25 protein-coding genes are annotated in these 24,058 nt (G+C 63.1%); 12 read left to right on the top strand and 13 right to left on the bottom strand.

Going from position 1 to position 24,058, the window contains the following annotated elements; all coding sequences use genetic code 11:
* Window positions 1-20: 20 nt before the first annotated feature.
* The 3 genes from IPK66_04210 to IPK66_04220 are packed head-to-tail and all read right to left on the bottom strand — an operon-like array spanning window position 21 to window position 1,924.
* A complete protein-coding gene (locus IPK66_04210; GenBank protein ID MBK8174501.1) occupies window positions 21-464 on the bottom strand; it encodes a hypothetical protein in 444 nt (147 codons plus the stop codon).
* On the bottom strand, window positions 461-1,204 hold the full coding sequence (locus tag IPK66_04215; protein ID MBK8174502.1) for a polymer-forming cytoskeletal protein: 744 nt from the start codon (window positions 1,202-1,204) through the stop codon (window positions 461-463). Before IPK66_04215 ends, IPK66_04210 begins: the two co-directional genes overlap by 4 nt.
* 51 nt (window positions 1,205-1,255) lie before the next feature.
* Window positions 1,256-1,924: an EI24 domain-containing protein gene (locus IPK66_04220; GenBank protein MBK8174503.1), complete on the bottom strand. Its 669-nt coding sequence runs from the start codon at window positions 1,922-1,924 to the stop codon at window positions 1,256-1,258.
* Window positions 1,925-2,070: 146 nt separating this feature from the next.
* Here IPK66_04220 and IPK66_04225 point away from each other — a divergent pair, with 146 nt between their 5' ends.
* The 3 genes from IPK66_04225 to ppa (IPK66_04235) all read left to right on the top strand — a co-directional run bounded on the left by IPK66_04225 (window position 2,071) and on the right by ppa (IPK66_04235) (window position 5,163).
* Window positions 2,071-3,063 carry an adenosine kinase gene (locus tag IPK66_04225; protein ID MBK8174504.1) on the top strand — a complete coding sequence of 331 codons (993 nt, stop codon included), beginning with the start codon at window positions 2,071-2,073 and terminating at the stop codon, window positions 3,061-3,063.
* Window positions 3,063-4,484: an MFS transporter gene (locus IPK66_04230; protein ID MBK8174505.1), complete on the top strand. Its 1,422-nt coding sequence runs from the start codon at window positions 3,063-3,065 to the stop codon at window positions 4,482-4,484. The genes IPK66_04225 and IPK66_04230 overlap by 1 nt, the downstream gene beginning before the upstream one ends.
* A 133-nt stretch (window positions 4,485-4,617) precedes the next feature.
* Window positions 4,618-5,163 carry an inorganic diphosphatase gene (gene ppa, locus IPK66_04235; protein ID MBK8174506.1) on the top strand — a complete coding sequence of 182 codons (546 nt, stop codon included), beginning with the start codon at window positions 4,618-4,620 and terminating at the stop codon, window positions 5,161-5,163.
* A gap of 105 nt (window positions 5,164-5,268) precedes the next feature.
* Here the strand turns inward: ppa (IPK66_04235) and IPK66_04240 are convergent, their stop codons facing one another.
* The 6 genes from IPK66_04240 to pstS (IPK66_04265) all read right to left on the bottom strand — a co-directional run bounded on the left by IPK66_04240 (window position 5,269) and on the right by pstS (IPK66_04265) (window position 11,090).
* Window positions 5,269-6,030, bottom strand: coding sequence for a hypothetical protein (locus IPK66_04240; protein MBK8174507.1), 762 nt, complete (start codon window positions 6,028-6,030; stop codon window positions 5,269-5,271).
* Between the two features lie 94 nt (window positions 6,031-6,124).
* Window positions 6,125-7,183, bottom strand: a complete 1,059-nt coding sequence (gene pstS, locus IPK66_04245; GenBank protein MBK8174508.1) for a phosphate ABC transporter substrate-binding protein PstS — start codon at window positions 7,181-7,183, stop codon at window positions 6,125-6,127.
* 63 nt (window positions 7,184-7,246) lie between these two features.
* Window positions 7,247-8,080 (bottom strand): phosphate ABC transporter ATP-binding protein, encoded by an 834-nt coding sequence (locus tag IPK66_04250; protein MBK8174509.1) that lies wholly within the window; start codon window positions 8,078-8,080, stop codon window positions 7,247-7,249.
* A gap of 18 nt (window positions 8,081-8,098) precedes the next feature.
* On the bottom strand, window positions 8,099-8,974 hold the full coding sequence (pstA, locus tag IPK66_04255; GenBank protein MBK8174510.1) for a phosphate ABC transporter permease PstA: 876 nt from the start codon (window positions 8,972-8,974) through the stop codon (window positions 8,099-8,101).
* 11 nt (window positions 8,975-8,985) lie between these two features.
* On the bottom strand, window positions 8,986-9,960 hold the full coding sequence (pstC, locus tag IPK66_04260) for a phosphate ABC transporter permease subunit PstC (GenBank protein MBK8174511.1): 975 nt from the start codon (window positions 9,958-9,960) through the stop codon (window positions 8,986-8,988).
* A gap of 98 nt (window positions 9,961-10,058) precedes the next feature.
* Window positions 10,059-11,090, bottom strand: a complete 1,032-nt coding sequence (pstS, locus tag IPK66_04265) for a phosphate ABC transporter substrate-binding protein PstS (protein ID MBK8174512.1) — start codon at window positions 11,088-11,090, stop codon at window positions 10,059-10,061.
* A 511-nt stretch (window positions 11,091-11,601) separates the two neighbouring features.
* Here pstS (IPK66_04265) and ppa (IPK66_04270) point away from each other — a divergent pair.
* Entirely contained in the window at window positions 11,602-12,144 is a 543-nt protein-coding gene (gene ppa / locus IPK66_04270) for an inorganic diphosphatase (protein MBK8174513.1), read from the top strand.
* 11 nt (window positions 12,145-12,155) lie between these two features.
* Here ppa (IPK66_04270) and IPK66_04275 read toward each other — a convergent pair whose 3' ends face one another.
* Window positions 12,156-12,581 carry an HIT domain-containing protein gene (locus IPK66_04275; GenBank protein MBK8174514.1) on the bottom strand — a complete coding sequence of 142 codons (426 nt, stop codon included), beginning with the start codon at window positions 12,579-12,581 and terminating at the stop codon, window positions 12,156-12,158.
* A gap of 277 nt (window positions 12,582-12,858) precedes the next feature.
* Between IPK66_04275 and IPK66_04280 the strand changes: the two genes are divergently transcribed.
* The 5 genes from IPK66_04280 (at window position 12,859) to IPK66_04300 (ending at window position 18,648) form a co-directional block, all read left to right on the top strand.
* Window positions 12,859-13,395 (top strand): superoxide dismutase family protein, encoded by a 537-nt coding sequence (locus IPK66_04280; GenBank protein ID MBK8174515.1) that lies wholly within the window; start codon window positions 12,859-12,861, stop codon window positions 13,393-13,395.
* 390 nt (window positions 13,396-13,785) lie between these two features.
* On the top strand, window positions 13,786-14,826 hold the full coding sequence (locus IPK66_04285) for a CoA ester lyase (GenBank protein MBK8174516.1): 1,041 nt from the start codon (window positions 13,786-13,788) through the stop codon (window positions 14,824-14,826).
* Between the two features lie 121 nt (window positions 14,827-14,947).
* On the top strand, window positions 14,948-16,006 hold the full coding sequence (locus IPK66_04290) for a MaoC family dehydratase (GenBank protein MBK8174517.1): 1,059 nt from the start codon (window positions 14,948-14,950) through the stop codon (window positions 16,004-16,006).
* Window positions 16,007-16,146: 140 nt separating this feature from the next.
* On the top strand, window positions 16,147-16,935 hold the full coding sequence (locus IPK66_04295; protein ID MBK8174518.1) for a sel1 repeat family protein: 789 nt from the start codon (window positions 16,147-16,149) through the stop codon (window positions 16,933-16,935).
* 462 nt (window positions 16,936-17,397) lie between these two features.
* On the top strand, window positions 17,398-18,648 hold the full coding sequence (locus IPK66_04300; GenBank protein MBK8174519.1) for a sel1 repeat family protein: 1,251 nt from the start codon (window positions 17,398-17,400) through the stop codon (window positions 18,646-18,648).
* Between the two features lie 48 nt (window positions 18,649-18,696).
* Here the strand turns inward: IPK66_04300 and IPK66_04305 are convergent, their stop codons facing one another.
* Together IPK66_04305 and IPK66_04310 are read right to left on the bottom strand one after the other, a co-directional pair.
* Window positions 18,697-19,359 carry a YjbE family putative metal transport protein gene (locus tag IPK66_04305; GenBank protein MBK8174520.1) on the bottom strand — a complete coding sequence of 221 codons (663 nt, stop codon included), beginning with the start codon at window positions 19,357-19,359 and terminating at the stop codon, window positions 18,697-18,699.
* A gap of 2 nt (window positions 19,360-19,361) precedes the next feature.
* Window positions 19,362-20,837 (bottom strand): DUF853 family protein, encoded by a 1,476-nt coding sequence (locus tag IPK66_04310; protein MBK8174521.1) that lies wholly within the window; start codon window positions 20,835-20,837, stop codon window positions 19,362-19,364.
* Window positions 20,838-21,122: 285 nt separating this feature from the next.
* Here IPK66_04310 and IPK66_04315 point away from each other — a divergent pair, with 285 nt between their 5' ends.
* From IPK66_04315 to IPK66_04325, 3 genes are all read left to right on the top strand, one after another.
* Complete coding sequence (locus tag IPK66_04315; protein MBK8174522.1) at window positions 21,123-21,401, top strand: hypothetical protein; 279 nt, start codon at window positions 21,123-21,125, stop codon at window positions 21,399-21,401.
* An 800-nt stretch (window positions 21,402-22,201) separates the two neighbouring features.
* Window positions 22,202-22,708 carry a hypothetical protein gene (locus IPK66_04320; GenBank protein ID MBK8174523.1) on the top strand — a complete coding sequence of 169 codons (507 nt, stop codon included), beginning with the start codon at window positions 22,202-22,204 and terminating at the stop codon, window positions 22,706-22,708.
* The gene (locus IPK66_04325; protein MBK8174524.1) at window positions 22,705-23,100 is read left to right on the top strand and encodes a hypothetical protein; all 396 of its coding nucleotides are present in this window, start codon (window positions 22,705-22,707) and stop codon (window positions 23,098-23,100) included. The genes IPK66_04320 and IPK66_04325 overlap by 4 nt, the downstream gene beginning before the upstream one ends.
* Before the next feature lie 55 nt (window positions 23,101-23,155).
* Here IPK66_04325 and modD read toward each other — a convergent pair whose 3' ends face one another.
* Window positions 23,156-24,022 carry a ModD protein gene (gene modD, locus IPK66_04330; GenBank protein ID MBK8174525.1) on the bottom strand — a complete coding sequence of 289 codons (867 nt, stop codon included), beginning with the start codon at window positions 24,020-24,022 and terminating at the stop codon, window positions 23,156-23,158.
* Window positions 24,023-24,058: the final 36 nt, after the last annotated feature.

A 24,058-nucleotide genomic window follows, 5' to 3' on the forward strand; every position in this document is an offset into this window, starting at 1 on the left:
TGCCGCGTGCTGGGCGGATTTCAGCCGGGCGCGGGCGACTGCCGGCGTTGGCGCAGCAGGCCGGTGACGCACGCCGGATCGGCCGTGAGAACCAGCGTACGGTCGCGCGCATCAACATGGAGAACCCGGTAGCTGCCGGTCGACGAATCGGCGTAAAGGAACACGTCGAGGACGCAGTCCGGATCGCGGAACTGCCAGATTTCCGCAGGTCCGTCCTGGCGTTGAAAGTCGGCCGGCCCCAACAACGCGATCAGCTGATCGCCGTCGAGGCCAACCAATTGCTCCGGCGCGAGATCATTCGCGCCCGGCGGGCGCGATGCGTAAACGCCCTGGGCCGAGTTCGCAGGTGACGTCTCGGCCGAAGCCTCGTTGCCTCCTTTGGATGTGGCGCACGCCGCCGCCAGAAGCGTGGGCAGCAGGGCGAGGAAAACGGCGGCGGTTGAGGATTTCCGGGCTAACGTCACGACGGATGCGCGATCATCGGCTCTGGTGTCTCATGCTCGGCCCGTCCTGCCCCGTCCGTCCGTCCCAACCCCTCGGCCCGCCCGGCGCCTTCCACGCGCAACGGTCCAGGCACCACAATGCGTGCCGCCGGCGCTTTCGCGGCGCTGCCGCGCCCGTCGAGGCACGGCCCCTCGACCTCGATAACCGCGATTTCGCCGATGATCTGGCCTCCGGCCTCGATGGTGAGCTGGCCATAACGCAAGGTTCCCTCGATGTGCCCGGTCGACCGCACGGTAAGGCGCTCGCGGCACAGCAAATCGCCCTCGAAGTGACCGGCGATATCCGCCTCGGCGACCTCGCCCGTGCCGCGAAGGTTTCCCGATGCGCCGATTTGCAGATGCCGGCACCCGGAAACGGAAATATCCGCCTCACCGTCGACGACCAACCGGTCGCAGCATGATATGTCGCCCGTCATCCGCACATCCTTACCGATCACCAGGCATTTGTCTCTAGCCGAACTGGAGGACGGCGGCTCCAGGCGGTGATCCGGACGGGCGAGAACAGACGGCAGGTCCGGGGCGCGGCGCGGGGTATCGCCCGGCAGGCTGGGAGAGACGGACAAGCGCGACGGATGCGGGGTGATCCGGCGCGGTGGCGGAGTGTTCCCGGCGCGGGAAGGATCGTCCGCTGCCGGCGGCGAATCGACGGCAGGAAAACCCTCGGCTTCATTGTCGCCTCTCGCCTTCTTGATTCGAAACATTCGCCTCAAACTCCTTTTCGGAAAGCCCTGGCAAGTCGGGCGTCACCGATGTCAACGTGAGTCTCGATGACGCAGAGTTTCGAACACGTGGACCATCGCCGCAGTTGCTACCAGGGGAACGAGCAAATTGACAACGGGAATGGTCAGCATAAGAGCAATCAATACACCGGCGACAAAGAGAGAGCCTCGGTGCTGACGGCGCAATGCGCGGACTTCGGTTGGTCCCAATCGCCGGGCTGCTACGGTTTCAAAGTATTCCCGACCCAAAAGGTACCCGTTTGCTCCATAAAAAACAAACGGAAATACTGGTGGGACGAGCAGGAGAACGAGAAGCAACAGGTTCAACACCAGCAACGCCACGAACAGCGAGAGCGTCGAGGCAAGCATTTCTTGGAGGGGTTGACTACGTGCCGCGGGGAGGCCCGGGTAATGGCGCCGTTCCACTGCGTCCGCGACGCCGTCGAGAAAAAAGCCGGTGGTCGTGCTCACCACTGCGGGAAACAAAAGCCAGCTCAGTACTGCGGTTGCGAGGCCGCCTAACACCTGGATGACGTCGTTGAGCCACGGAATATTTAGGAACGTTGCTTGCGCCAGGAAAAACCCCGCGCCGATCCATACGAAAACGAAGGCGAGCAGCGAAAGGCCGATGCTGATCCATAGCACTCTGCGGAACGCTGGATCGCCAAGTTGCTCGAAGGCTTTGAAAAATGCCGATAGCATCGGAAACGCGTCCGATCGAAATGAGGCGAACGCTCGCCTGTGTAGCGATGGGGCGCAGTGTGCGCAAGCTGTCCGTGGCGGGCGTTGCCGACGGTTCCCAGGCGATTATACTGCGCCGCCTCGTGACAGCCTCGAAGGGACCACGGATGGCCGAAAGCCTTTATGACGTCGTCGGGATTGGCAACGCCATCGTTGATGTTCTTGCGCAAGCCGACGACTCCTTTCTCATCCGCCACGGCTTGAACAAGGGCACGATGACGCTGATCGACTCCGATCGCGCCGAATCGCTCTATGCCGCCATGGGGCCGGCGGTGGAGGTCTCGGGCGGTTCTGCGGCCAATACCATCGCCGCGATCGCTTCGCTTGGCGGGCGCGGCGCGTTCATCGGCAAGGTCAGGGACGATCAGCTTGGTGCGATCTTCCGCCACGATATCCTCTCGCTGGGAATCGCCTTCGGCGGCAAGCCGGCGCATGAAGGTCCGTCGACCGGTCGCTGCCTGATCATCGTCACTCCCGATGCACAGCGGACGATGAATACGTTTCTTGGCGCGAGTTCCGAGTTCAGTGTGGCCGACCTGGATGCGACGTTGATCGAGAAGGCGCAGACGACCTATCTCGAAGGCTACCTGTGGGACCGTCCGCAGGCGAAGGCGGCATTCATCGCCGCCGCGGGGATCGCCCATGAAGCGGGCCGAATGGTTGCGCTCAGCCTCTCCGATCCGTTTTGTGTCGATCGGCATCGCGACGATTTCCTGTCGCTGGTCGGCAACCACATCGACATCCTCTTCGCCAATGAAGACGAGATCGTCTCGCTCTACGCGGAACACTCGTTCGACGGCGCGTTGCAGAAGGTGCGTGATCACTGCCCCATCGCCGTGTTGACGCGCTCGGAGAAGGGTGCGGTGGTTGCCGCTGGTGACGAAGTGCACGTTATCGATGCCGTGCCGGTCACCCGCGTCGTCGATACGACGGGAGCCGGAGATGCCTATGCCGCCGGTTTCCTGTGGGGGCATGCGCGGGGGCTACGGCTGGAGTCGTGCGCGCGAATCGCCGCCGTCGTCGCCGCCGAAGCGATCAGCCACGTCGGCGCGCGGCCGGAGGCACCGCTTGCCGATCTGGTGCGCCAGACGCTTGGCTGATGACCAAGGCTGCGCCGACGACCGTCCTGCCGTCCGCTGCGGTGCCTGAGCGCGCGCGCGCTCGGCTTCGCCGACGCGTCGACCGCTGGTCCGAGGCAATGGCGGTTTTTCGCGATCGGCGCGTTCTCGCGCTGATATTCCTCGGCTTTGCCAGCGGGTTGCCGTTCGGGGCTCTGGCGGAGCCGCTGTCTGCTTGGCTGACCGAATCGGGATTGGGCAAGACCGAAATCGGTCTGTTTGTTCTCGTCAGCCTGCCTTACTCGCTGAAGTTCCTTTACGCCCCGTTCATCGATCGCCTGCCCCTGCCGCTGCTGACCAGCCGCTTCGGCCGGCGCCGAGGCTGGGCGCTCGCGGCACAGGTCCTGCTGATCGCGGCGCTTGCCGCCATGGGCTGCTCCGATCCTGCCGCCTCGCCGATGATCACCGCGGCGCTCGCCGTCGCCGTCGCCTTCGCCTCGGCCGCTCAGGACACCGTTCTCGACGCCTACCGGGTGGAGATCCTTGAAGAGCGACAACTCGCTGCGGGTGCGGCGACAATGGTCTTCGGCTGGCGTGTCGGCCAGGTCGGCGCCGGCGCCGGTGGCCTGATCCTGGGCGACCTGCTGCCCTGGTCCGTGGTGTTCACCATCCTCGCCGGCGCCGTTGCCGTTGGCAGTGTGACCTTGTTGCTCAGTTCCGAGCCCCAGGCGCGCGCCAGCGTCGCTTCCCGAGAGCTGGAGGGCCGGGCGACGGCCATTCTGGACGGTTGGAGCCGCCGGCTGCCGCATCCGCTGGTGGAAGCTTTAACCTGGCTGTGGGGTGCTTGTATCTGTCCGGTGCTGGAGTTCGTCCTGTTGCGCGGCTGGAGCGTCGTGACCGTCGTTCTGTTCATACTGTTCTACAAGTTCGGCGACGCCATCCTCGGCGTGATGAAGGTGCCGTTCTTCCTCGAGATCGGCTTTTCGAAAACCGACATCGCCGAGGTGGCCAAGTTGTTCGGCCTGACCGCCACGCTAGCGGGTGGGCTGATCGGCGGCCTCGTCGTGGCACGCCTCGGCATCCTGCGCGGCCTGCTCGTCTGCGGCGTCGCCATGGCGTTGTCCAACCTGATCTTCTTACTCCAGGCGTGGGCCGGCCCAGACCTGCGGGTCCTCGCGTTCACCGTAAGCGTGGAGAATATCACCACCGGCATGGGGACGACGGCGTTCGTTGCCTACATGTCGAGCCTGTGCAACATCGCCTACACGGCAACGCAATACGCGCTGCTGACCTCGCTGATGGCGTTCGGCCGAACGACTTTGTCGGCGGGCGCCGGCTGGCTCGCCGATCAGGTGGATTGGCCGACGTTCTTCGTGCTTACCACCATCGCGGCCGTACCGGGGTTGCTGCTGCTGCTATTGCTGATGCGGCGCTATTCCGGACGCCTTGCCGAGCCGATCTGACGCGCTGGGAGGGGGGATTCGCATCTGCGGACACCCCGTTTGCGAGTCTTCGCGATTGCAAACGGCGGGGGGAGGGATTAGGTAGCCGAGGCGGCTCTGATCCCCCATCTTGAATGCCGCTTTCGGAGGTCCGATGGATCTGAAGAAGGTGCCGGTCGGCAAGAATCCCCCATACGACGTCAATGTGCTCATCGAAATCCCGATGGGTGGCAACCCGGTAAAATACGAACTCGACAAGGAATCCGGCGCAATTTTCGTCGACCGGTTCCTGCACACGGCGATGTACTATCCGTTCAACTACGGCTTTATTCCGCATACCCTATCCGAGGACGGCGATCCGGTCGACGCTGCGGTCATCGGTCAGGTGGCGGTAACCCCGGGCGTTGTCGTGCGCTCACGGCCGATTGGCTGCCTGATCATGGAAGACGAGCAGGGCACCGACGAGAAGATCGTCTGCGTGCCGGTGGACGATCTGCATCCGTATTATGCCGATCTCGTTTCCTATCGGGAGCTGCCGTCGATCATGCGCGAACAGTTCGCCCACTTTTTTGCACACTATAAGGATCTCGAAGAGGGCAAGTGGGTGAAAGTAAAGCGGTGGGGCGAGGCCGACGAGGCCTTTCAGCTCATCCGCCAAGGCGTGCAGCGGGCGGGCGAGGTCAAGATAAGCGAATTTTGATCCGCTGTGGTGGAGGGGCGGGGCGCACGTGTTCCCGCCCTTGCGCACACACAAACGGTTGCGCCCCCCCTCCTGGCCGCGCCGTTGCGCCCAACTCAGCGTGGATCAACGTCTGTTGTGTTTCGTGCGGGCCTTGCCCGTCGGTCCGTTCGCGGCCTCCGTCGGGGCGTCGCCTCGACCGTGAGACAACAAGAAGGCCGGATTCGCCTGCGCGCGCAACAACTGCGCAAATTTCTTCTTGATGTGCGGTATGTGGACGAGCATCGCGAAGGAGCGCTTGCGCGTCTGTTTGATCATCGTCGAAGGATCAAAGTAGGCGGTAGCGTTATCGACGGTGAGCACGAACGGCGGCTCGCCCTCGCGGGCCAGCAGAAAACTCATGATTAGCGCGCCGGTCCGGTGGTTGCCTTCGATGAACAGTTGCGGTTCACTGAGTACGCGAATGTAGACGCCTGCCGCGCGCTCCCAGACGGTGTCTCCGCCGTGCAGGCTGTACCAGTTAACGATGTCACGGATGCCGCCACCATCCTGTTCGTAAAACCGTTTTTCGGTATTCGCGATCAGGTCTGCACTCTGGCGGCGGACCTGCACGTCGGTTCCGCATAAGACGCGGCTGTTCAACTCCATCAGCGAGCGATGTTGGCCCATCATTAGCGGATCGACGCCCTGGTCGAGCAGTTGATCGACCAGCACGTATCCGGCCATCATGCGTTCGACGACGGCGTCCTCCATCGCATCGCGCGAGACGGCCAACTGTGTGTTGATGCACGCGAAGTTCTTCTGAACGGCGCGAAGCGCGCTCTCGATGGCAAAGAGATCCAAGATGTTGGAAGGCATGACGCGGCCGTGCGTCAACGCGCCATGCAACGGAACTTTTCGTGCCTGATCGATCGGTGCATCGGTCCCCCCTCTGCGCACCGCCGTCGGGTCAATCCGGCGGCGGATGGCGAGAGGACTGGCGCTACTGGATGGTGTCGATTACCTGCTGACTCCGGCTTGATACCGCAGCCGGCAAGGGCAGGTAGCCGAGCGAGTTGCTGAACGACTGTCCAGCGGTCAGTCCCCATTGGACGAACTCCTTCACCGCGTCCCGCCGTTGAGCATCATTATAGCGTTTATATAACAACAGCCAACTATAGGTAACCAGCCCGTAGGAGTCCACGCCGTCCGGATCGGGATCGAATTGCCGCAAATCAGCCGCCTCACCGCTTGACGCGTGCTCAAGCGCGATTTTTCCGGCTTCTTCTTCCGGCCGGATGTAGTGCCCGGCGCGGTTCTGCAGCGATGCCATGGGCAGGCCCAGACGTTTGGCAAAACCATACTCGACGTAGCCGATCGAATCGGCGCTGATCTTAATTCGTGCCGCCACGCCCTCGTTGCCGCGAGCGAACATCGTTCCGGCCGGCCAGTCGACCATCTTACCGTAGCCAAGGCCACGGGCGCCCCATGCTCCGCCGACGGCGGCGAGGTGGCGGGTCAGCGCGTAGGTGGTTCCGCTGCTGTCGAGGCGGGCGACGAGGGCGATGGTCCGGTGTGGCAACGAGATGCGGGGATTGGCGTCGCGCAGGCGGGGATCGTCCCAACTGGTGATCTCACCGGCGAGGATGCCAACGTAGACGTCCCGTGGCAGCTTCAGTTCACCGGTAATGCCCTCGACGTTGTAGGCAAGCACGATCATGCCTGCCGTCGCCGGGACGACCACGGCGCCCTGAGGGATGCGCGCCATATCGGTGTCGGACAGGGCCGCGTCGGAGGCGCCGAAGTCGATCCCGCCGCCAACGAAGCGGCTCGTGCCTTCGCCGGAGCCCACGGCGTCGTAGACGATCGCGACGCCGGCATTCTGTTTCTCGAAGCTATCAATCCATTTGGCATAAAGCGGCGCGGGAAACGTCGCGCCGGCACCGCGGATGGTAATCGAGCCGCTTGTGCTCTCGGCGTGAGCGCCGATGCTGCCCCCGACCAGCACAGCCGAGGCGACGAACGCCGCGGCGACGCGAGCAAAGCCGTGTTGCGTAGTCATTTTCTGTTCCCGCCGTGTTCTGGTCTCGCCATATCGGTGCGGTCGTCTTGCGACGATCCGCGTCTAGCTGAACTCGCCGCGGAGGTACTCTTTGGTCAGGGTTTCGCGGGGGTCCTGGAAGACCTGCTGGGTTGCGCCGATTTCCACGAGGTATCCGGTGCGGCCGCCGCCGGAGATATCGACGGAGAAGAAGGCGGTGATGTCGGCGACGCGTTGAGCCTGCTGCATGTTGTGGGTGACGAGGGCGATGCTGTAGTCGTCCTTCAACTCGAGCATCAATTCCTCGACGCGCCGGGTGGCGATCGGATCGAGCGCCGAGCACGGCTCGTCCATCAGCAGCACCGACGGCTCGGTGGCGACAGCGCGGGCGATGCACAGGCGCTGCTGCTGGCCGCCGGAGAGCGACAGGCCGCTGGCCTTGAGCTTGTTCTTGACTTCGTCCCACAGCGCGGCGCGGCGCAGCGCGTGCTCGACCCGCTCGGCGAGGTCGCCCTTGTAGCGATTCAGCCTGAGGCCGAAGGCGACGTTGTCGAAGATGCTCATTGAAAACGGGTTCGGCTGCTGGAAGACCATGCCGATGTAGCGGCGGACGACCACCGCGTCGACGTCCTTGGCATAGATATCCTGGCCGAGGAAATGCACGTGGCCTTCGAACCGGAAGCCTTTGATCATGTCGTTCATGCGGTTCAAGCTACGCAGCACGGTACTCTTGCCGCAGCCTGACGGGCCGATGAACCCGGTGATCTTGCCTCGTTGCACCGGCACATGGCTGTCGCGGACCGCAAGAAAATCACCGTAGAACAGCTTGTTGATTTTGCAGTCGATGACCGGATGCGCCGCTGGTGAAGCGGTGGTCTCCGGGATTTCGGTCTGCACCTGCTGGGAATGAGTGATCATTAGTCTAGGGTCCCGCAATTATATTTTGGGCCGGCCGATGAGTCGGCTCAACACGTTGAACAGCAAAACGATGAGGACGAGGACCAAGGAGGCGGACCACGCCAGTTCGATTTGGTTTTCGAAGGGCATGCTGGAAAAGTTGTAGATCAGGATCGACAGCGAGGCGGTGGGCTCGGAAAGGCTCGAGAGCCAGTAGTTGCTGAATAGCGCGGTAAACAGCAGCGGTGCCGACTCTCCGGCGACGCGTGAAACGGCGAGCATCACGCCGGTAAGGATTCCCGGCATTCCCGTCGGCAGAACCACCTTCCAGATGACCTGGGTCCGCGTGCAGCCCATACCGATCGCCGCGTCCTTCATCTTGCGTGGCACCATCTTCATCGCTTCCTCCGCGGTGAGGATGATCGTCGGCAACATCAGCACCGACAGGGCGATGGCGCCGGCGAGGGCGGAATAGCCGCCCATGGCGAGCACGATGGCGGCGTAGACGAAGACGCCGGCGAGGATCGAGGGAAAGCCGGTCAGCACCTTGGCGAGGAAGCGGGCGGTGGTGGCAAGCTTGGAGTTGGGTCCGAGCTCGGCGAGGAACGTCGCGGCGAGGATGCCGGTGGGGATGCTGATCGCCGAGGCCAGCGCGACCATCACCAGGGTGCCGACGATGGCGTTGCCGAAGCCGCCACCCATCTCGAAGCCCGCCGGCGGCAGCTCGGTGAACAGATCGAGGCTGAAGCGCGATCCACCTTTCACGATGAGCATGTAGAGAACCGATAACAGCGGCACGCTGGCAATAATGGCGACGACCCAGGCGCCGATCGTCAGCAGATAATTGGTCAGCGCGCGGCTTTCCGTTAGCTTGCGCTTCAGGTTCGGCAGGGACGAAACAGGCGCGGCGGCGATCGCTGTGCTCGTCACTTCACAGCACTCCTCTTCGTGGTCATGGTCAGGATACCGATGCCGAGCACGTTGACGATCAAGGTGATGGCAAGCAACACCAGCGCGGCGTACATCAAGGCCTGCACTTCGATCGCGCCCGCTTCCGGGAAGTTCGACGCCAGCAACGAGGCAAGGGTGTTCGCCGGCGAGAACAGCGATAAGGTGATCTGGTTCGAGTTGCCGATCAGCATGGCCAGCGCCATGGTCTCCCCGAGGGCGCGGCCGAAGCCGAGGACCAGCGCGCTGAAAATACCACCCGACGCCGCCGGCACCAGAACCTTGAGGATCGCCTCCCAGCGGGTCGCTCCCATCCCGTATGCGGCTTCCTTGGTGCGGTAGGGTACAAGGTGCAGGGCATCTTGCGAGATCGCGGCGATGGTTGGCAAAATCATGATCGCCAGAACCAGGGCGGCCGGCAACATGCCGGGGCCGCTCAGCGACGTCGAGAAAAACGGGATCCAGCCTAGCACGTCGTGCAGCCAGTTCGCCACCGGGCGGATCGCCGGAATGACGACGAAGATGCCCCAAAGACCGAAGACGACGCTCGGGATTGCCGCGAGCATCTCGATGATCGTGCGGAAAACCACCGCCAGGCGCGGCGGCAGAAAGTTCTGGGTGAGGAAGATCGCCACCGTTACCCCGAAGAAGCCACCGATCATCAGCGCGAACAGTGAGCTGTAGAGCGTTCCCCAGATCTGCGGCAGGATTCCGAACTGGCCGGTCTGGACGTTCCAGGCCGAACTGGTCAGGAAGCCGAGGTGGTAGTCGTGCACGGCCGGCATCGCTGCGCCGCCGATCTGCCAGAGAATGTAGACGACCAGGGCGAGCAACACGTAGATGCCGGCGACGGCGAATGCGCGGTAGCTGCGGTCGGCCAGGTACACGTCCTTCGTCGGTGGCCGCGAAATCGACCGCGACAGATCGACGTGCGCGAAGGGATTTTGGGGCATGGTTCGGTCAGTCCTGGCAGTGGCCGTTCGCGTTGCCCGTCACCGCGATTCCGTTTCGCGGCGACGGGTCGAGAGTCTTCAGCGACTTCAGCCTGTCTTTACTGGATTTGCTCAGCGGCCGCGCGCACTTTCTCGATGACCGACGGCGGCAGCGGGATGTAGCCCATGCTGTCCGCGATCGGCTGACCTTCGGCGAGACAGTAATCGACGAGCAGACGCAGCGATTTAGCCTTGTCGGCGTCTTGCTTCTTATAGAACAGCATCCAGGTGAACGTGCTGATCGGGTAGGCGTCTGCCCCCGCCGGGTCTTCGACCCAGCCGCGCAGGTCCGCGCCCAATGTGGCGCTGGCAAGTGCAGCCTCGCCGCCCTTGGCGTCGCCCTCGATGTAGTTGCCATCCTTGTTCTGCAGCAACGCTGTGTCCGCCTTGGTCAGCTTGGCGTATCCGTACTCGATGTAACCGATCGCGCCCGGCGTCTGCTTGATTGTCGCGGTGACGCCGTCGTTTTTCGGCGCGGCGACGAACTTGTCGCTACCCGGCCATTGCACGGTCGTGCCGGAACCGACCTCCTTGGCGAACTCCGGATCGATCGCGCTGAGGTGCTTGGTGAAGACGAAGGTGGTGCCACTGCTGTCCGAGCGGCGAACGACGGTGATCGGCAGGTCAGGCAGCTTGATGTCAGGGTTGGCGGCGACGATCTTCGGATCGCGCCAAGTGGTGATCTTGCCGGCGAAGATCGCGGGATAGACGTCGCGCGGCAGCTTCAGGTCCTTGGGGCTGTCCGGCAGGTTGTAGGCGAGGACGATGGTGCCGGCGGTCATCGGCAGCAGCACCACGCCAGCGTCGACCTTGCTGATCTGCTCGTCGGTCATCGCCGCGTCGCTGGCGGCGAAATCGACCGTGTGGTTGATGAAGTCCTGGATACCGGCGCCGCTGCCCTTGGCCTGATAGTCGACGCGGATGTCCTCGTGCGCCTTACTGAAGCTCTTGAACCAGGTCGAATAGATCGGGAACGGGAAGCTTGCGCCTGATCCGATGAGTCGCGTTTCCGCGTGTGCCGGTGCGATCGCGCCGGCCCCGATTAACCCCGCGCAGAGGAGTCCCGTCGCCAGCAAGGAGATCCGTTTCATTTGTCCCTCTCTTATTCCGTATCCGGTCAAAACACCGCGCTGCCGGCGGTGCATGCATAACGTCACGATTGGATGGCAATCGATGGTGCCAAAGATATCGTTCGTCAAATTAACCGCCATGAAGACAGCATCGTCCGCGTCTTCGCCAATTCCCCGCAATGCCAACCACCAATTCGCAAGGCGAATTGTCTGGCAACATGCGCTGCTCGGGGCGCGAGTGATTTGCGAGCTTGGCCCGGCCTATTTGCTAGCGGACTCCTCATCGTCTGAGAACCCACAAAAGAGCCAAAGCGTTGAGTTGTCACAAAAGATTAATACTATAGGGCTCTCGTCGGAGACCGCTCAGCACGATGCCCGGGGAGAAATCGGCCGATGGGCTTGGTGCGATCTGCATCGCGGGTGCGTAGCGATCGCGGTCCTGCGGGTGATGCGGGTTGCCAACCTGGCGGCGCGAGACTAACCAAAGGTGTGCCGGATACTACGGCCGTCCCATAGTGCGCATGGAGGATCGATGGACCTGAAGAAAGTGCCGGTCGGCAAGAACCCGCCTTATGACGTCAACGTGCTCATCGAGATCCCCGTTGGCGGCAATCCGGTGAAGTACGAACTCGACAAGGAGTCCGGTGCGATCTTCGTCGACCGCTTCCTGCACACGGCGATGTACTATCCGTTCAATTACGGCTTCATCCCGCATACGCTTTCCGAGGACGGCGATCCGGTCGATGCCGCGGTGATCGGCCAGGTGCCGGTGACGCCAGGTGTGGTGATCCGCTCGCGCCCAATCGGTTGCCTGATCATGGAAGATGAGCAAGGTACCGACGAGAAGATCGTCTGCGTGCCGGTAGACGAGTTGCATCCATACTACGCGGACTTGGTCTCCTACCGCGAGCTGCCGTTGATCATGCGCGAGCAGTTCGCTCATTTCTTCGCCCACTACAAGGATCTCGAGGAAGGCAAGTGGGTCAAGGTCAAGCGCTGGGGCGAAGCCGACGAGGCTTACAACCTCATCCGTCAGGGCGTGATGAGGGCCGGAGAAGGCTACCGGGTGGATTAAGCGCCTCGCCGTCACGCCGACGGCTGGGCGAGTGTGTCCAGCCGTTTGCCGATACGTCGCACCATGTCCTCGGCTGCAGCGGCGGCATAGGGTCGCGGCGGCGCCTTTCCCCAGATCGGCGCCGGCCAGACGGGGTCGCCGCGAAAGCGGGCGACGATGTGGACGTGGAGCTGGGGAACGATGTTGCCGAGCGCGGCAACGTTGAGTTTATCGGCGCGAAACGCCTCAGAGACGACGCGCGAGACGCGCGCGATCTCGCCGATCAGCGCCTGCTGATCGGCGTTGTCGAGTTCGAAAATCTCGCTGACGCCGGCTCGCTGAGGCACGAGGATTAACCACGGAAAGGTCGCGTCGTTCATCAACCGCAGCTGGCAGAGCGGAAGGCTGCCGACGGGTAGCGTATCCGCGGCGAGTCTTGGGTCGAGTTCAAACGTCATTGCGTCACCTCGTGCGTTCAGTACGGCCATTGCCACGGGCGCGGCCGACGAAGCAATCGGTAATTCCGCGATGCTCATTTGTGCTGGCGCAGATGGCCGTGCTCGCGCAAATGGCGCCAACGTTGTCCCTCATTTATCGCGCGCGTATAGGTTAAGCTGGAGGAAAAGCGGCTTTGTTGAGATGAGCGGAACTTTTGTGCCCGCGTACGTATTGCTCTAGGGGATCTGCGCGGCGCATGCTGGAATGCCGTTACGACCAAACGTTAAGGAGTGGGTGATGCGGGCAATAACGGGAATGATCGGACTGGCCGTTGCCGTGCTTCCGGCGGCGGCATGGGCGGCGTCGGTGACAGTTCCAATGACCTTGGTCGGCGCCTCCGGCGCGGGCGCGGCGATCGGCAGCGTCTACGCCGAAGACACCGACAGTGGCCTCAAGTTGACGCCGGACCTGACCGCGCTGCCGCCCGGACCGCATGGCTTTCACGTTCACCAGAATCCGAGCTGCGCTGCCGCCGAGAAACAAGGGCAGATGCAGGCGGCGCTTGCCGCTGGCGGCCACTACGATCCGCAGACCACCGGCAAGCACCTCGGTCCCGAGGGGGACGGACACAAGGGTGATCTGCCGCGCCTGCAGGTTGACCCCGACGGGACGGCGACGAAACCGATGATGGCGCCGAGGCTGCGCGTCGCCGATCTCAAGGGCCGCGCGCTGGTTATCCATGCCGGTTCGGATAATTATTCCGACATGCCCGAGCCGCTGGGCGGCGGCGGTGCTCGCCTTGCTTGCGGCGTCGTGCCGGACATGGCGGAGTGATTGAGCGGTGCCCGGGCACTTGAACGGAAATAATTTTGTTAGCACTGATTATTAAGTTGTCGACCGGTCCCGTTTGGGGTATAACAGTCTTGTCCCGCGAGCGTCTATGTGAACCACACCGGTTCACTTTGACCTCCTCCCTATCCAACTCACGCCGCCCCTTTTGGGGCGGCTTTTTTTTCAGCCGAACAGATGCTCTGATCACACCCGGCTCGTCCCGCTCTCCCGCGAACTTCCAAGCGCATCCGACAGCCGCGCTCGGAGAACGAGACTGCGGCTCCTCTTCTCCACTTCATCGCCGTACGCCATTTGACGCAACCCCGGGTTCGGTGTACCTCCTTGTGCACGGGAATATGCTGCAATAGCGAAAAAATCAGGGGAGAGGGCGCCATGAAGTTGCCGTCGCAATTCTTTAAACCGCTGGCTGCGGGGGCACCGATGCCGGTGCGCGAACGTCCGGTTCGCCCCGAGCGGATGATCCATTTCTTTCCTCCGCACCTCGAGAAGATCCGCGCGCGGGTGCCGGAGATGGCAAAACAGGTCGACGTGCTGCTCGGCAATCTCGAGGACGCCATTCCCGCGGATGCCAAGGAAGCGGCGCGCGCCGGCTTCATCGAAGTCGCCAAGGCGGTGGATTTTGGCGATACCGGCTTGTGGACACGGGTTAATGCCCTGAACAGTCCGTGGGTGCTCGACGACATCCACGAGATCGTCAAGGAGGTCGGCGACAAACTCGACGTCATGATGATTCCCAAGGTCGAAGGGCCATGGGATATTCACTTCGTCGATCAGTATCTGGCGCTGCTCGAAGCGCGCTATCAGGTCAAGAAGCCGATCCTTATCCACGCGTTGCTCGAAACCGCACAGGGCGTCAAGAACATCGAGGAGATCGCCTGCGCCAGCCCGCGCATGCACGGCTTCAGCCTCGGGCCGGCCGACCTTGCCGCCTCGCGCGGCATGAAGACGACGCGGGTCGGCGGTGGCCATCCGCTCTACGGCGTGCTCGCCGATCCGCTCGAGGGCAAGGAGCGGGCATTTTCCCAGCAGGACCTGTGGCACTATACCGTCGCCAAGATGGTCGATGCCTGCCAGTCGAACGGACTCGGCGCGTTCTACGGACCCTTTGGCGATATCAAGGACGAGGCTGCGTGCGAAGCGCAGTTCCGCAACGCCTTCCTGATGGGCTGTACCGGCGCTTGGTCGCTGGCACCGAACCAGATCGCCATCGCCAAGCGGGTGTTCAGTCCCGAGGTCTCAGAGGTGCTGTTCGCCAAGAAGATCCTCGCGGCGCTGCCGGATGGATCGGGCGTGGCGATGATCGACGGCAAGATGCAGGACGATGCGACCTGGAAGCAGGCGAAAGTGATCGTCGATCTCGCCCGGCTGGTGGCGAAGAAGGACCCCGACCTCGCGGCCGCCTACGAGTTCTGAGCCGTCGCACCGGCTTCGTCGTGGGAGCGGCCGGCAAATAACACTGTCAGGCCGGCGGAATCCCACGGCGGAGCCAAAGCCTGGAATAGCCCGAATGGGGTAGATGAGGGGAGCGGACGCAATGAGCACAAAGACGAATCCGGGGAATTTCTTCGAAGATTTTTACATGGGGCAGGAAATTCGCCACGCGACGCCGCGCACGGTGACGGACGGTGACGTGGCGCTTTACACTGGCCTGTTCGGCGTCCGGTTTGCCTTCAATTCCTCGCAGGAATTCGCGCGCCGGTTGGCGTACCCACGCGCGCCGATCGATGATTTCCTCGCCTTTCACATCGTCTTCGGCAAGACCGTGCCCGACATTTCACTGAATGCCGTGGCCAATCTTGGCTACGCACAGGGACGCTTCCTCGCGCCGGTCTATACGGGCGATACGCTATCGACCACATCGACGGTCATCGGCCTCAGACAAAACAAGGACGGCAAGTCGGGGGTCGTCTATGTCCGCTCGGTCGGAACCAACCAGCTCGGCGAGACCGTGCTCGACTATTGTCGCTGGGTGATGGTCCGCAAGAAGGACGAAGCCGCGCCGGCGCCCTCACCGGTGGTGCCGGACCTCGCCGATGCAGTCGATGCCGCGGACCTGCCCGTGCCGGTCAATATCGATATCGCCGCGTACGACACGACACTCGCCGGCAGCCCTCACGTTTGGGACGACTACGCCGCGGGCGAAAAGATCGATCACGTCGACGGCATGACCATCGACGAAGCCGAGCACATGATCGCAACCCGGCTCTACCAGAACACCGCCAAGGTGCATTTCGATGCGCTGATGCAAAAGGATAGCCGATTTGGCCGGCGGCTGATCTATGGCGGGCACATCATCAGCCTCGCCCGCTCGCTGTCGTTCAACGGCCTCGCCAACGCCTTCAAGGTCGTTGCGATCAACGGTGGTCGGCATGTCGCACCGACGTTCGCCGAGCACACGATTTACGCGTGGTCCGAGGTACTTGACAAAATCGAGATTCCGGGCCGTCGCGATGTGGGGGCGTTGCGTATCCGCACGGTGGCGACCAAGGACAAGCCAAGCACGGAATTTCCTGACAAGGACTCCGCCGGCACCTACGATCCGGCAGTTGTCCTCGACTTCGATTACACCGTGCTGATGCCGCGTCGTCCCTGAGGCGCGGCTGCGGAAGCGAAGGGCTGGATGCACTGTGCGGAAAGGGGCGGCGGACACATAGGGGCCAGATGCCCCATATGGCAGCCGCCGCCGCGATAAGATAGACTCCTCGCCTGTCTGGGTCGGTCGAGGGGATTTTGATGGTCGTATGGTTTCGAGGTGGTCTGATCGGCGCGATCCTCCTGGCAGGATTGACGCTGGCAATGGCGGTTCCATGCCTCGCCGCCATCGACCAGGCCCAGATCTTGCAACTCCTCGAGCGGGCAAAGAACGGTGACGCGTCGGCCGTAGAGACGCTACGGCAAGCTGCGGAAGACGGCGATCCGCTGGCGCAGACAGGCCTTGCCACCGTCTTCATCGCCGGGCTCGGCGGCGTGGCCAGGGACGACGCACAAGCGGCGCGGTGGACGCGCGTGGCGGCGGAGCAGGGGTTCGTTCCGGCGGAATTCGATCTTGGACTGCTTTATCTCGCCGGGCGCGGGGTCGAACGCGACGACGCGCAGGCGGTGCATTGGATCGAAAGTGCCGCCCGGCAGGGATACGCACCCGCACAATATAATCTCGCGCTTCTGTACTATAGTGGTCGCGGAGTCGCCAAGAGCGATGAACAGGCGGCGGCCTTGTTGCAGCAGGCAAGCGATCAGGGGATCATTCCGGCAAAAAACAATCTCGCGCTGCTCTATGCGGTTGGCCGCGGCGTGCCGAAGGACACGCAAAAGGCAGCGTCGCTCTTTCGGGAGGCGGCGGACCAGGGATTCGTGGAGGCGGAGTACAACCTTGGGGTACTCTACGCCACAGGTGAAGGCGTAAAGAAGAATCCGGCTGAAGCGAAGGCATGGTTCGAAAAGGCGGCAGCCAGTGGTCATCCCGGCGCTCGGCAGGCCCTCCAGACCTTGGCAAATCAGTCCCCCAAACAAGGCCATAAGTAAGAAAAATGACGTATGAGAGCGAGCAAGCGGGCGAAAGGCGCGCGGGTCGAAAAGTTACTGGAAATTTAGAATTTAATTGGGGATAAATATCGAAACAAACACATAACGTGCTGCAGCGGAGGGAACATGATTGAAGAAGCCTGGACTATAATCGCCGGCGGCTTCTTGTTGATGGGCCTCTTGCGCTGGGTTCAACCGTCTCGCACCGGAATCGCCCGGTCCGCGCAACGCAGGGTTCTGCGACCGCGGAGCTAACGATTTTGATGCCAGTCGCGGCGGATAAACTGCCGGGCGAAAGGAGACGGCTTCGCCCCTTCCGATCGGTCCTGAAGTGTTGGTCCGCGACCGGCGACGAGCACGAAAATCGGCAGCAGCGATTGTCGTTGCGATTGATTGTCGCAAAAGAGCACATTTTAGCGTATGAGGAAGGCTGATCGCCTATCCTGAACGGGAACGAAACCCATGGTCCCGGCTCGACGGCGCCTACCACTCGGCATTGTCCTATCGACGGTCCTGCTTGCCGCGTGTGCCTCGCCCGATATCGCCGATAAACCCGGACATGGGGTGGTCGGTGAGGCGGTCGCCCGCGCCAAGAGCGGTGACGGAGCCGCGTTGGAGTCCTTGCGCCTATCCGCTCACAATGGCGACGGCGCTGCGGAATATGCGCTGGGCCTTGGACTGGCCGAAGGGTGGGCGGGCCAGCAAAACCTCGACGGGGCCCTCACGTGGTGGCGCCGGGCGGCCGAAAATGGCAATGCCGATGCGCGCAACGCCCTTGGCGTGGCCTATGCCGAAGGTTTCGGCGTACCGCGCGATCCCATCACCGCCCGCACGTACTGGCAACAGGCGGCGGAGCAGGGGCATGCGGCTGCCGAGTACAATCTTGCCTGTGCCATGGTCTCGGACGCGAGCACGCAAGGCGACATGCAGGTTGCAGCGACGTGGTTCGCTCGTGCCGCCGAGCAAGGCGATCCCGACGCGCAATATTTCCTCGGCAACCTTTATTATAGCGGTGAGGGGGTCGAACAGGAACCGCAGGAGGCGGTGCGTCTGTGGCGGCAGGCGGCGGCCCTGGGGCATGTCGACTCGGAGATCAGCCTCGGTGAGGCCTACATTCACGGCAACGGCGTTCCGATCGATCTCGCCGAAGCCGAACTCTGGCTGCGCAAGGCGTCTCAGCAGGGCGACGAGCAAGCGTCCCGCTGGGCAGAGATGCTGGCAAGCGGCGCTGTTCCCGAGATTTCGACGGTTCGACGGCGAGAGAGCAGCTTGCCGACTCGAATGATCGACGTTGACGACGCCGATGAACCCGACGTGCGACCGGTGGTCACGACGGCGAGCGCGGCGACGAAGAAAGCGGAGGTACGCGCGTCTCCTGTGTCGTCGACGCGGGTAAAGCAGGCGTCGTCGTCTTCGAAGGACAGGCGCATCTCGCAGCCCGCGCCGCGCACGGTCGCAAAGGCAGCGAGAGGGTCGGCGAAGGCGACGGCGCAGGCAAAATCGGGCGGCCCGCGTTCAGCCAAGATTGCGCAGACATCTCCGTCGCCCAGGAGCCAAGCGAAGGTGGCTGTGCCCGCTCCGGCGAAGCCGGTAACGCGGCTGGCGGCGGCAAGCTCGCAGAGGGCGTCGGCGGCGAGCGCGCCGGCGCGCGAGGTCGCCGTGTTCACGCCGACCAAGGCACCGCGGACGGTCAAGCCGACCAAATCACGCTAAGAACAGTCCCGTCCACCCGCCAGCGTCGCCGGCCGGATGGGATGGCGGTCATCGCAAGGCGGTGAATACCTCAAGGCCGCCGTCCCAGATCATCCGCAAGGCAACGTAGAGGATGACGACGAATCCGGCGTAGGCGATCCAGCGATGCCGGTGCAGCAGGCGCGCGATCAGCGTGGCGGCCAGACCCATCAAGGCGACGGACAGCGCGAGCCCGAAAATCAGCACGCTGGCGTGTTCGCGCGCCGCTCCGGCGACGGCAAGAACATTGTCCAGCGACATCGAGACGTCGGCGATGACGATCTGGATGACCGCCTGACGGAAGGTTTTTTGCGGCGGCCCGCCGTCTCGACTTGCCGGGTCGTTGCCGCTTGTGTCCGCCGCGTCGCTCCCGGGCGCCGGTGCGGCGGCCCCTGCCAGGCTGCCGGTGCGAATTTCTCGCCATAGTTTCCACGCCACCCACAGCAGCAGCAGACCGCCCGCCAGCAGCAGGCCGATGACTTGAAGCAATTCGACGGTAAACAGCGAAAACGCGATACGCAGGATGGCGGCAGCGAGGACGCCGGCGAGGATCGCGCGCGTGCGCAGGCGCGTGGGTAGACCCGCCGCGGCCATGCCGACGACGACCGCGTTATCTCCGGCGAGCGCGATGTCGATGAGCACGACCGAGACGAGCGCAGTAAGCGCCTCGGGAGAAAGCATTTCGGCGAGCATCGCTATCGGCCGCGGAAGATCGAACCAAGGAGACCGCGGACGATCTCACGACCGAGGCGCGAGCCGACGGCGCGGGCGGCGCTCTTAGCAAGAGCCTCGGCGACGCTCTCCGGGGGGTGCGCGACGCGCGGCCTTCGCGAAGGAGTCCGTCCGATCGTCGATGCCGTCTCCGCATCCGCATCCGCGCGGCGGGCCGCCTGCTCGGCACGACTTCGCAACTTTTCGTAGGCACTCTCGCGGTCTACGGCCGTATCATAACGTCCGGCGAGCGGGCTCGCGGCGAACGCTGCGACACGCACCTCCACTGGTGCCGGGCCGACGTGCGAGGCGGGCGGCACGATCAGCGCTCGCTGCACCACGCCGGGTGTTCCCTTGTCCTCAAGCACCGAGATCAGAGCCTCGCCGACGGCGAGCTCGGTGATCGCATTCACCACCTTGAAATCGGGATTAGCGCGGAATGTTTCCGCTGCCGCCCGGACGGCCTTTTGATCCTTGGCGGTGAACGCCCGCAGGGCGTGCTGGACGCGGTTGCCGAGTTGCGCCAGGACGTCGTCCGGCACGTCGGTCGGATTTTGGGTGACAAAGAAGACACCGACGCCCTTCGAGCGAATGAGCCGGACGACCTGCTCGACCTTGTCGATCAGCGGCTTTGGCGCATCATCGAACAGCAGGTGCGCTTCGTCGAAAAACAGCACCAGCTTCGGGTGATCGAGATCGCCTACTTCCGGAAGCTCTTCGAACAGCTCCGACAGAAGCCATAACAGGAACGTCGCGTAGAGGCGGGGCCGGTTGATCAGTTTGTCGGCGGCGAGAATGCTGATGATGCCACGACCATCGGCGGCGACGCGCATCAGGTCGTCCAGCGCTAGCGATGGCTCGCCGAAAAAGACATCGCCGCCGTCGCGTTCGATCACCAGGAGCTTGCGCTGGATCGCGCCGACGGTCGCCGACGCGACGTTGCCGTAGGTGGCCTGAAGCGCTTTGGCGTTCTCGGCGATATGCTGGAGGATCGCGCGCAGGTCCTTAAGGTCGAGGAGCAGCAGACCCTCGTCATCGGCGAGAGCGAACGCGGCGCTGAGCACGCCGTCCTGCGTATCGTTCAACTCAAGCAGGCGGGAGAGGAGAAGCGGACCCATCTCTGAGACCGTCGCCCGCACGGGATGGCCTTGGGCAGCGAAAACGTCCCAGAAGAGCACCGGATAAGCGGCCGGCGTGCGCTCGATACCGATCTGGCGCGCACGCTCGGCGAAGCGGCCGGTTGCCTCGCCCGAAGCGCAAAGGCCGGAGAGGTCCCCCTTGACGTCGACGAGAAAGACGGGCGTGCCACTGGCAGAGAATCCCTCCGCCATCGTCTGCAAGGTGACGGTCTTGCCAGTCCCGGTGGCGCCGGCGATGAGGCCGTGGCGATTGGCATAACGGGGATCGAGCACGATCGGCCGATCTGCCACGCCAATCGTGATCCCATCCCTGGTCTTCATCGTTTCCGTTACCCCGTGTGTCCTAAGATTAGTGTGGTCGCGTTTCCGTCGACGGCACGCGCTAACGGGATAAGGCCTTTGGCGCTCGATGACAACGCGCACGCGAAAAGCGTGCCCTGGCCGCCGGCTCCGGCGACGTGTGCGGCGGGCGAAGGACGCTTTCGGATTACCAAGTGTTAAGTCGCCGCGTGGCGGGGCGCGGGATAGAAGGATGTCGCGCCAAAAAGCCCGCTCCGGCGTCTGGCCGGTGGTCTGACGGGCGCTCGGGTCGATGAGGAGGACTGCATGTCAATTGAGGCGTCTCGTTTGTCGCGCACTGCGCTCGCCGGCGCGTTTGTTTTCGCGCTTGCCGGATTGACTCCCGCGCTTGCTGCTGCGCCGGCATCACCGTCTGCAAGCGAAGATCACCCAAAGATGGAAGCAGCGCTGGAAGCGCTGAAGACGGCGCGTGCCGACCTGCACGATGCCAAACATGATTTCAACGGTCATCGCGTCAAGGCCGTCGAGGCGACCACCAACGCCATCCGGGAAATCGAGGCCGCCCTCGCGGAGGACAAGAACTAATAACGTTGATCACCCCGCGGTGCGGCGGGGGCCATTCCTGAGGGCCACCCGCCGTCCGCGCGGTGCGTGCGCGATTTAAAGGACGGCATCTCTCGCAGTTTTATCTGATTCCGTCAGATGTCGGATTGGCGTGAGCGCCTGCGGGGTCCTGACAGATGCGATCAGCAGGCGGCTACCGCGGGCAGACTGTGCTGACCGATCAACGTCTCTCTGGGACGTTGGCGAGGAGTTAAGGAAGGTCTGCGTCGAAGTCTCGCCGTGACACCATCGGCCCCGGTGGGTGCGACCCTCGTTATATTGACGGAGCCATGGGTCCAGGTCAGCCCTGTAGGCCGGCGATCCTCCGATAAAGCTTTGTGCGAAAGGCGATGCGGTAGAACTCGTCCAGCACGGTCTTGTGAAAGCGCCCGCGGATGCCGTTGGTCTGCGGGTTATCGGCCCTGCTCCGAGCGCGGCGAACGCTACCTTCGAACAGGGGTCGACGAAACCACCATCAAGCTGCTTTGTCGAGCTATTCAGAACGCCGGCGTACAATGGCGAAGAGCGATTGAATGGACGGAGGCAATGAGCGGGGTTCCCATCGTCGTCGCAGACCCGAGAAACAAATGACACGGGCCAATCGAGCACAGAATATCTGACACGCTCCCAGGTCGCCGTCCACACGGCGGATTCCATCGCTGCTCCGCGTTTCCTTAAACATTTGGCCGTAGCCTTCGCATTGCGCCCCGAACGCTTGCTTGGCTGACGCTGGGTGGCGCGCATGTTCGATGCCCGCGGGGCTACCCGTAAAGGACAACGCTATGCAGGAACTCCCGCAAGACTTTGAGCGAGAGCCAGACGCGGAACGGCGATTGATCTTCCAACTCTTGCGCTGCTGGCGCGGCGCCAGGGGGGAGTTGCCATTTCCAACGCTGAAGTCGGTCTACGAAGCTCTCGATGGTGCTCAGATTGAGTCAAGCTTCGTTGTGCTGCTGAGCGGCAGTGATGGCGAGCCATTGTTTGGTCGGATTGGTTCCGCGCTCGCCTGCGATGCCGGCGCTGATCTTTCCGGCCGACCCATCTCCAGGGCGCCCGAGAACAGCAGGCTCGCACGTGCCCTGAAGGACTATGAGCGGGCCGTAAGGCATGGCGTGCCGGTGTGCGTCGGCGATGAATTCATCGATCGGCAGGGCCGTTCCGTGCAATGCCGCAGCATCGTCATGCCGATCAGTGAGGATGGCTCGCGCATCTCGTCGCTGTTCTGCGGGTGGAGCGGGCGCTTCGTGGCTGCCGGGGACGGCGCCTCGTCGGAGGGAACTGCGCCATGACGGTGATCACGAGCTATGAAGTTCATGTTCAGTCGCGTGACAAATGGCGGATCGATTGCGTTTTCGACGATAAGAGCATCGCCATTGAGGAGGCAAAGCACCTGCTCAACGGCGTGATCAGCGCCGTGCGTGTCATTGAGGAGACGTTTGACGACGCCACGGACAAAACAACGACACGGTTTATATTTAGAAGTGCTACGCAGCAAAATAAGAATTCAAATAATAAGCAAAAAAATGCTGATAGCGTTCATGAAGATGCGCAGATGAAGCAAACGCGAAGCAAAAGGAAATTCTGTTTTTCAGAAAGACTTGCTTTTTCTATTTTTGTTATTGGTGGGTGCGCCGCGTCGGCTTTTTTTGCTCTCGCGTATCTGGTCCCTTACCTTCATTGATCATGTGCGACGTTCACAATCGCAGGTTTGCCGTCGCGTCAGGCGCGCGGGGACGTCAGCGTGCCTCGATCGTCACCGTCACGTCTATGGGCTTTGCCCAATAAGGCGCCGACGTCACCAGGGCGGCGCAGCCGGTGGCGGCGTAGGCCGCAGCATTACTGGCGTTAATGCCGCCGGCGGCGGCGATGGCGACCGCTGGCGTAAGGCCACAGGTGCGCTTGACCAGTTCGCGTACGGCATCGACGTCAAACTTGTCGACCTGGACGACGTCGGCACCGGCCTCGGCGAGCAGGACCGCCGAGTCCATCGACCAGGCCTCGACCATGATCTTTTTTCCTGGGTGCTGCCGGCGCAGCACCGGCAACCGCTCGCACAGAGCGGTCGTCCCACCCGGGTCCTTCGCCGTACCAAGAAAGGCGGCGTGCTGCGGGAAGATCAGGATGCTCTCAGACAATCCGAGCCGGTGCATCGATCCACCGCCGGCGATGACGCTCCGCGCCGCCAGCACCCGCGTGCCCGGCGTTGCCTTGCGCGTGCATTCAACCGAGATGTCGGGCGAGATTCCGCGCGCCGCCTCGACGATGCGTCGCATCGCGGTGGCGATGCCGCACGCCGATTCGAGCAGGGTCTGTGCCGTCTTCCAGACGGCATGGAGCGCCGCCGCCGGACCGTCGCCCTCCAGCAGCAACGTATTCGCCTCGACCGCATCGCCGCTGGCGCGGTAACGCCGGGTACTCACGCCGGCGCGGATGAGAAGGCGCTCCGCTTCTTCGACGCAACAGACCACGGCGGGCGCCCGCACGGCGAAGCGGATCGTCCCTGGGCGACGGCCGATGGCGAGCGCGTGGGTGGTCAAGTCGCCCCGCGCCACGTCTTCGTCGAGGAACGACTCAAGCAGCCGATCGCACAGCATCATCGGCATGATCTCCGACTCCAGCCGCCGCGCGGCGATGCGGAT

The organism is Rhodospirillales bacterium (assembly GCA_016712595.1).
Taxonomy (GTDB): domain Bacteria; phylum Pseudomonadota; class Alphaproteobacteria; order Rhodospirillales; family Defluviicoccaceae; genus Defluviicoccus.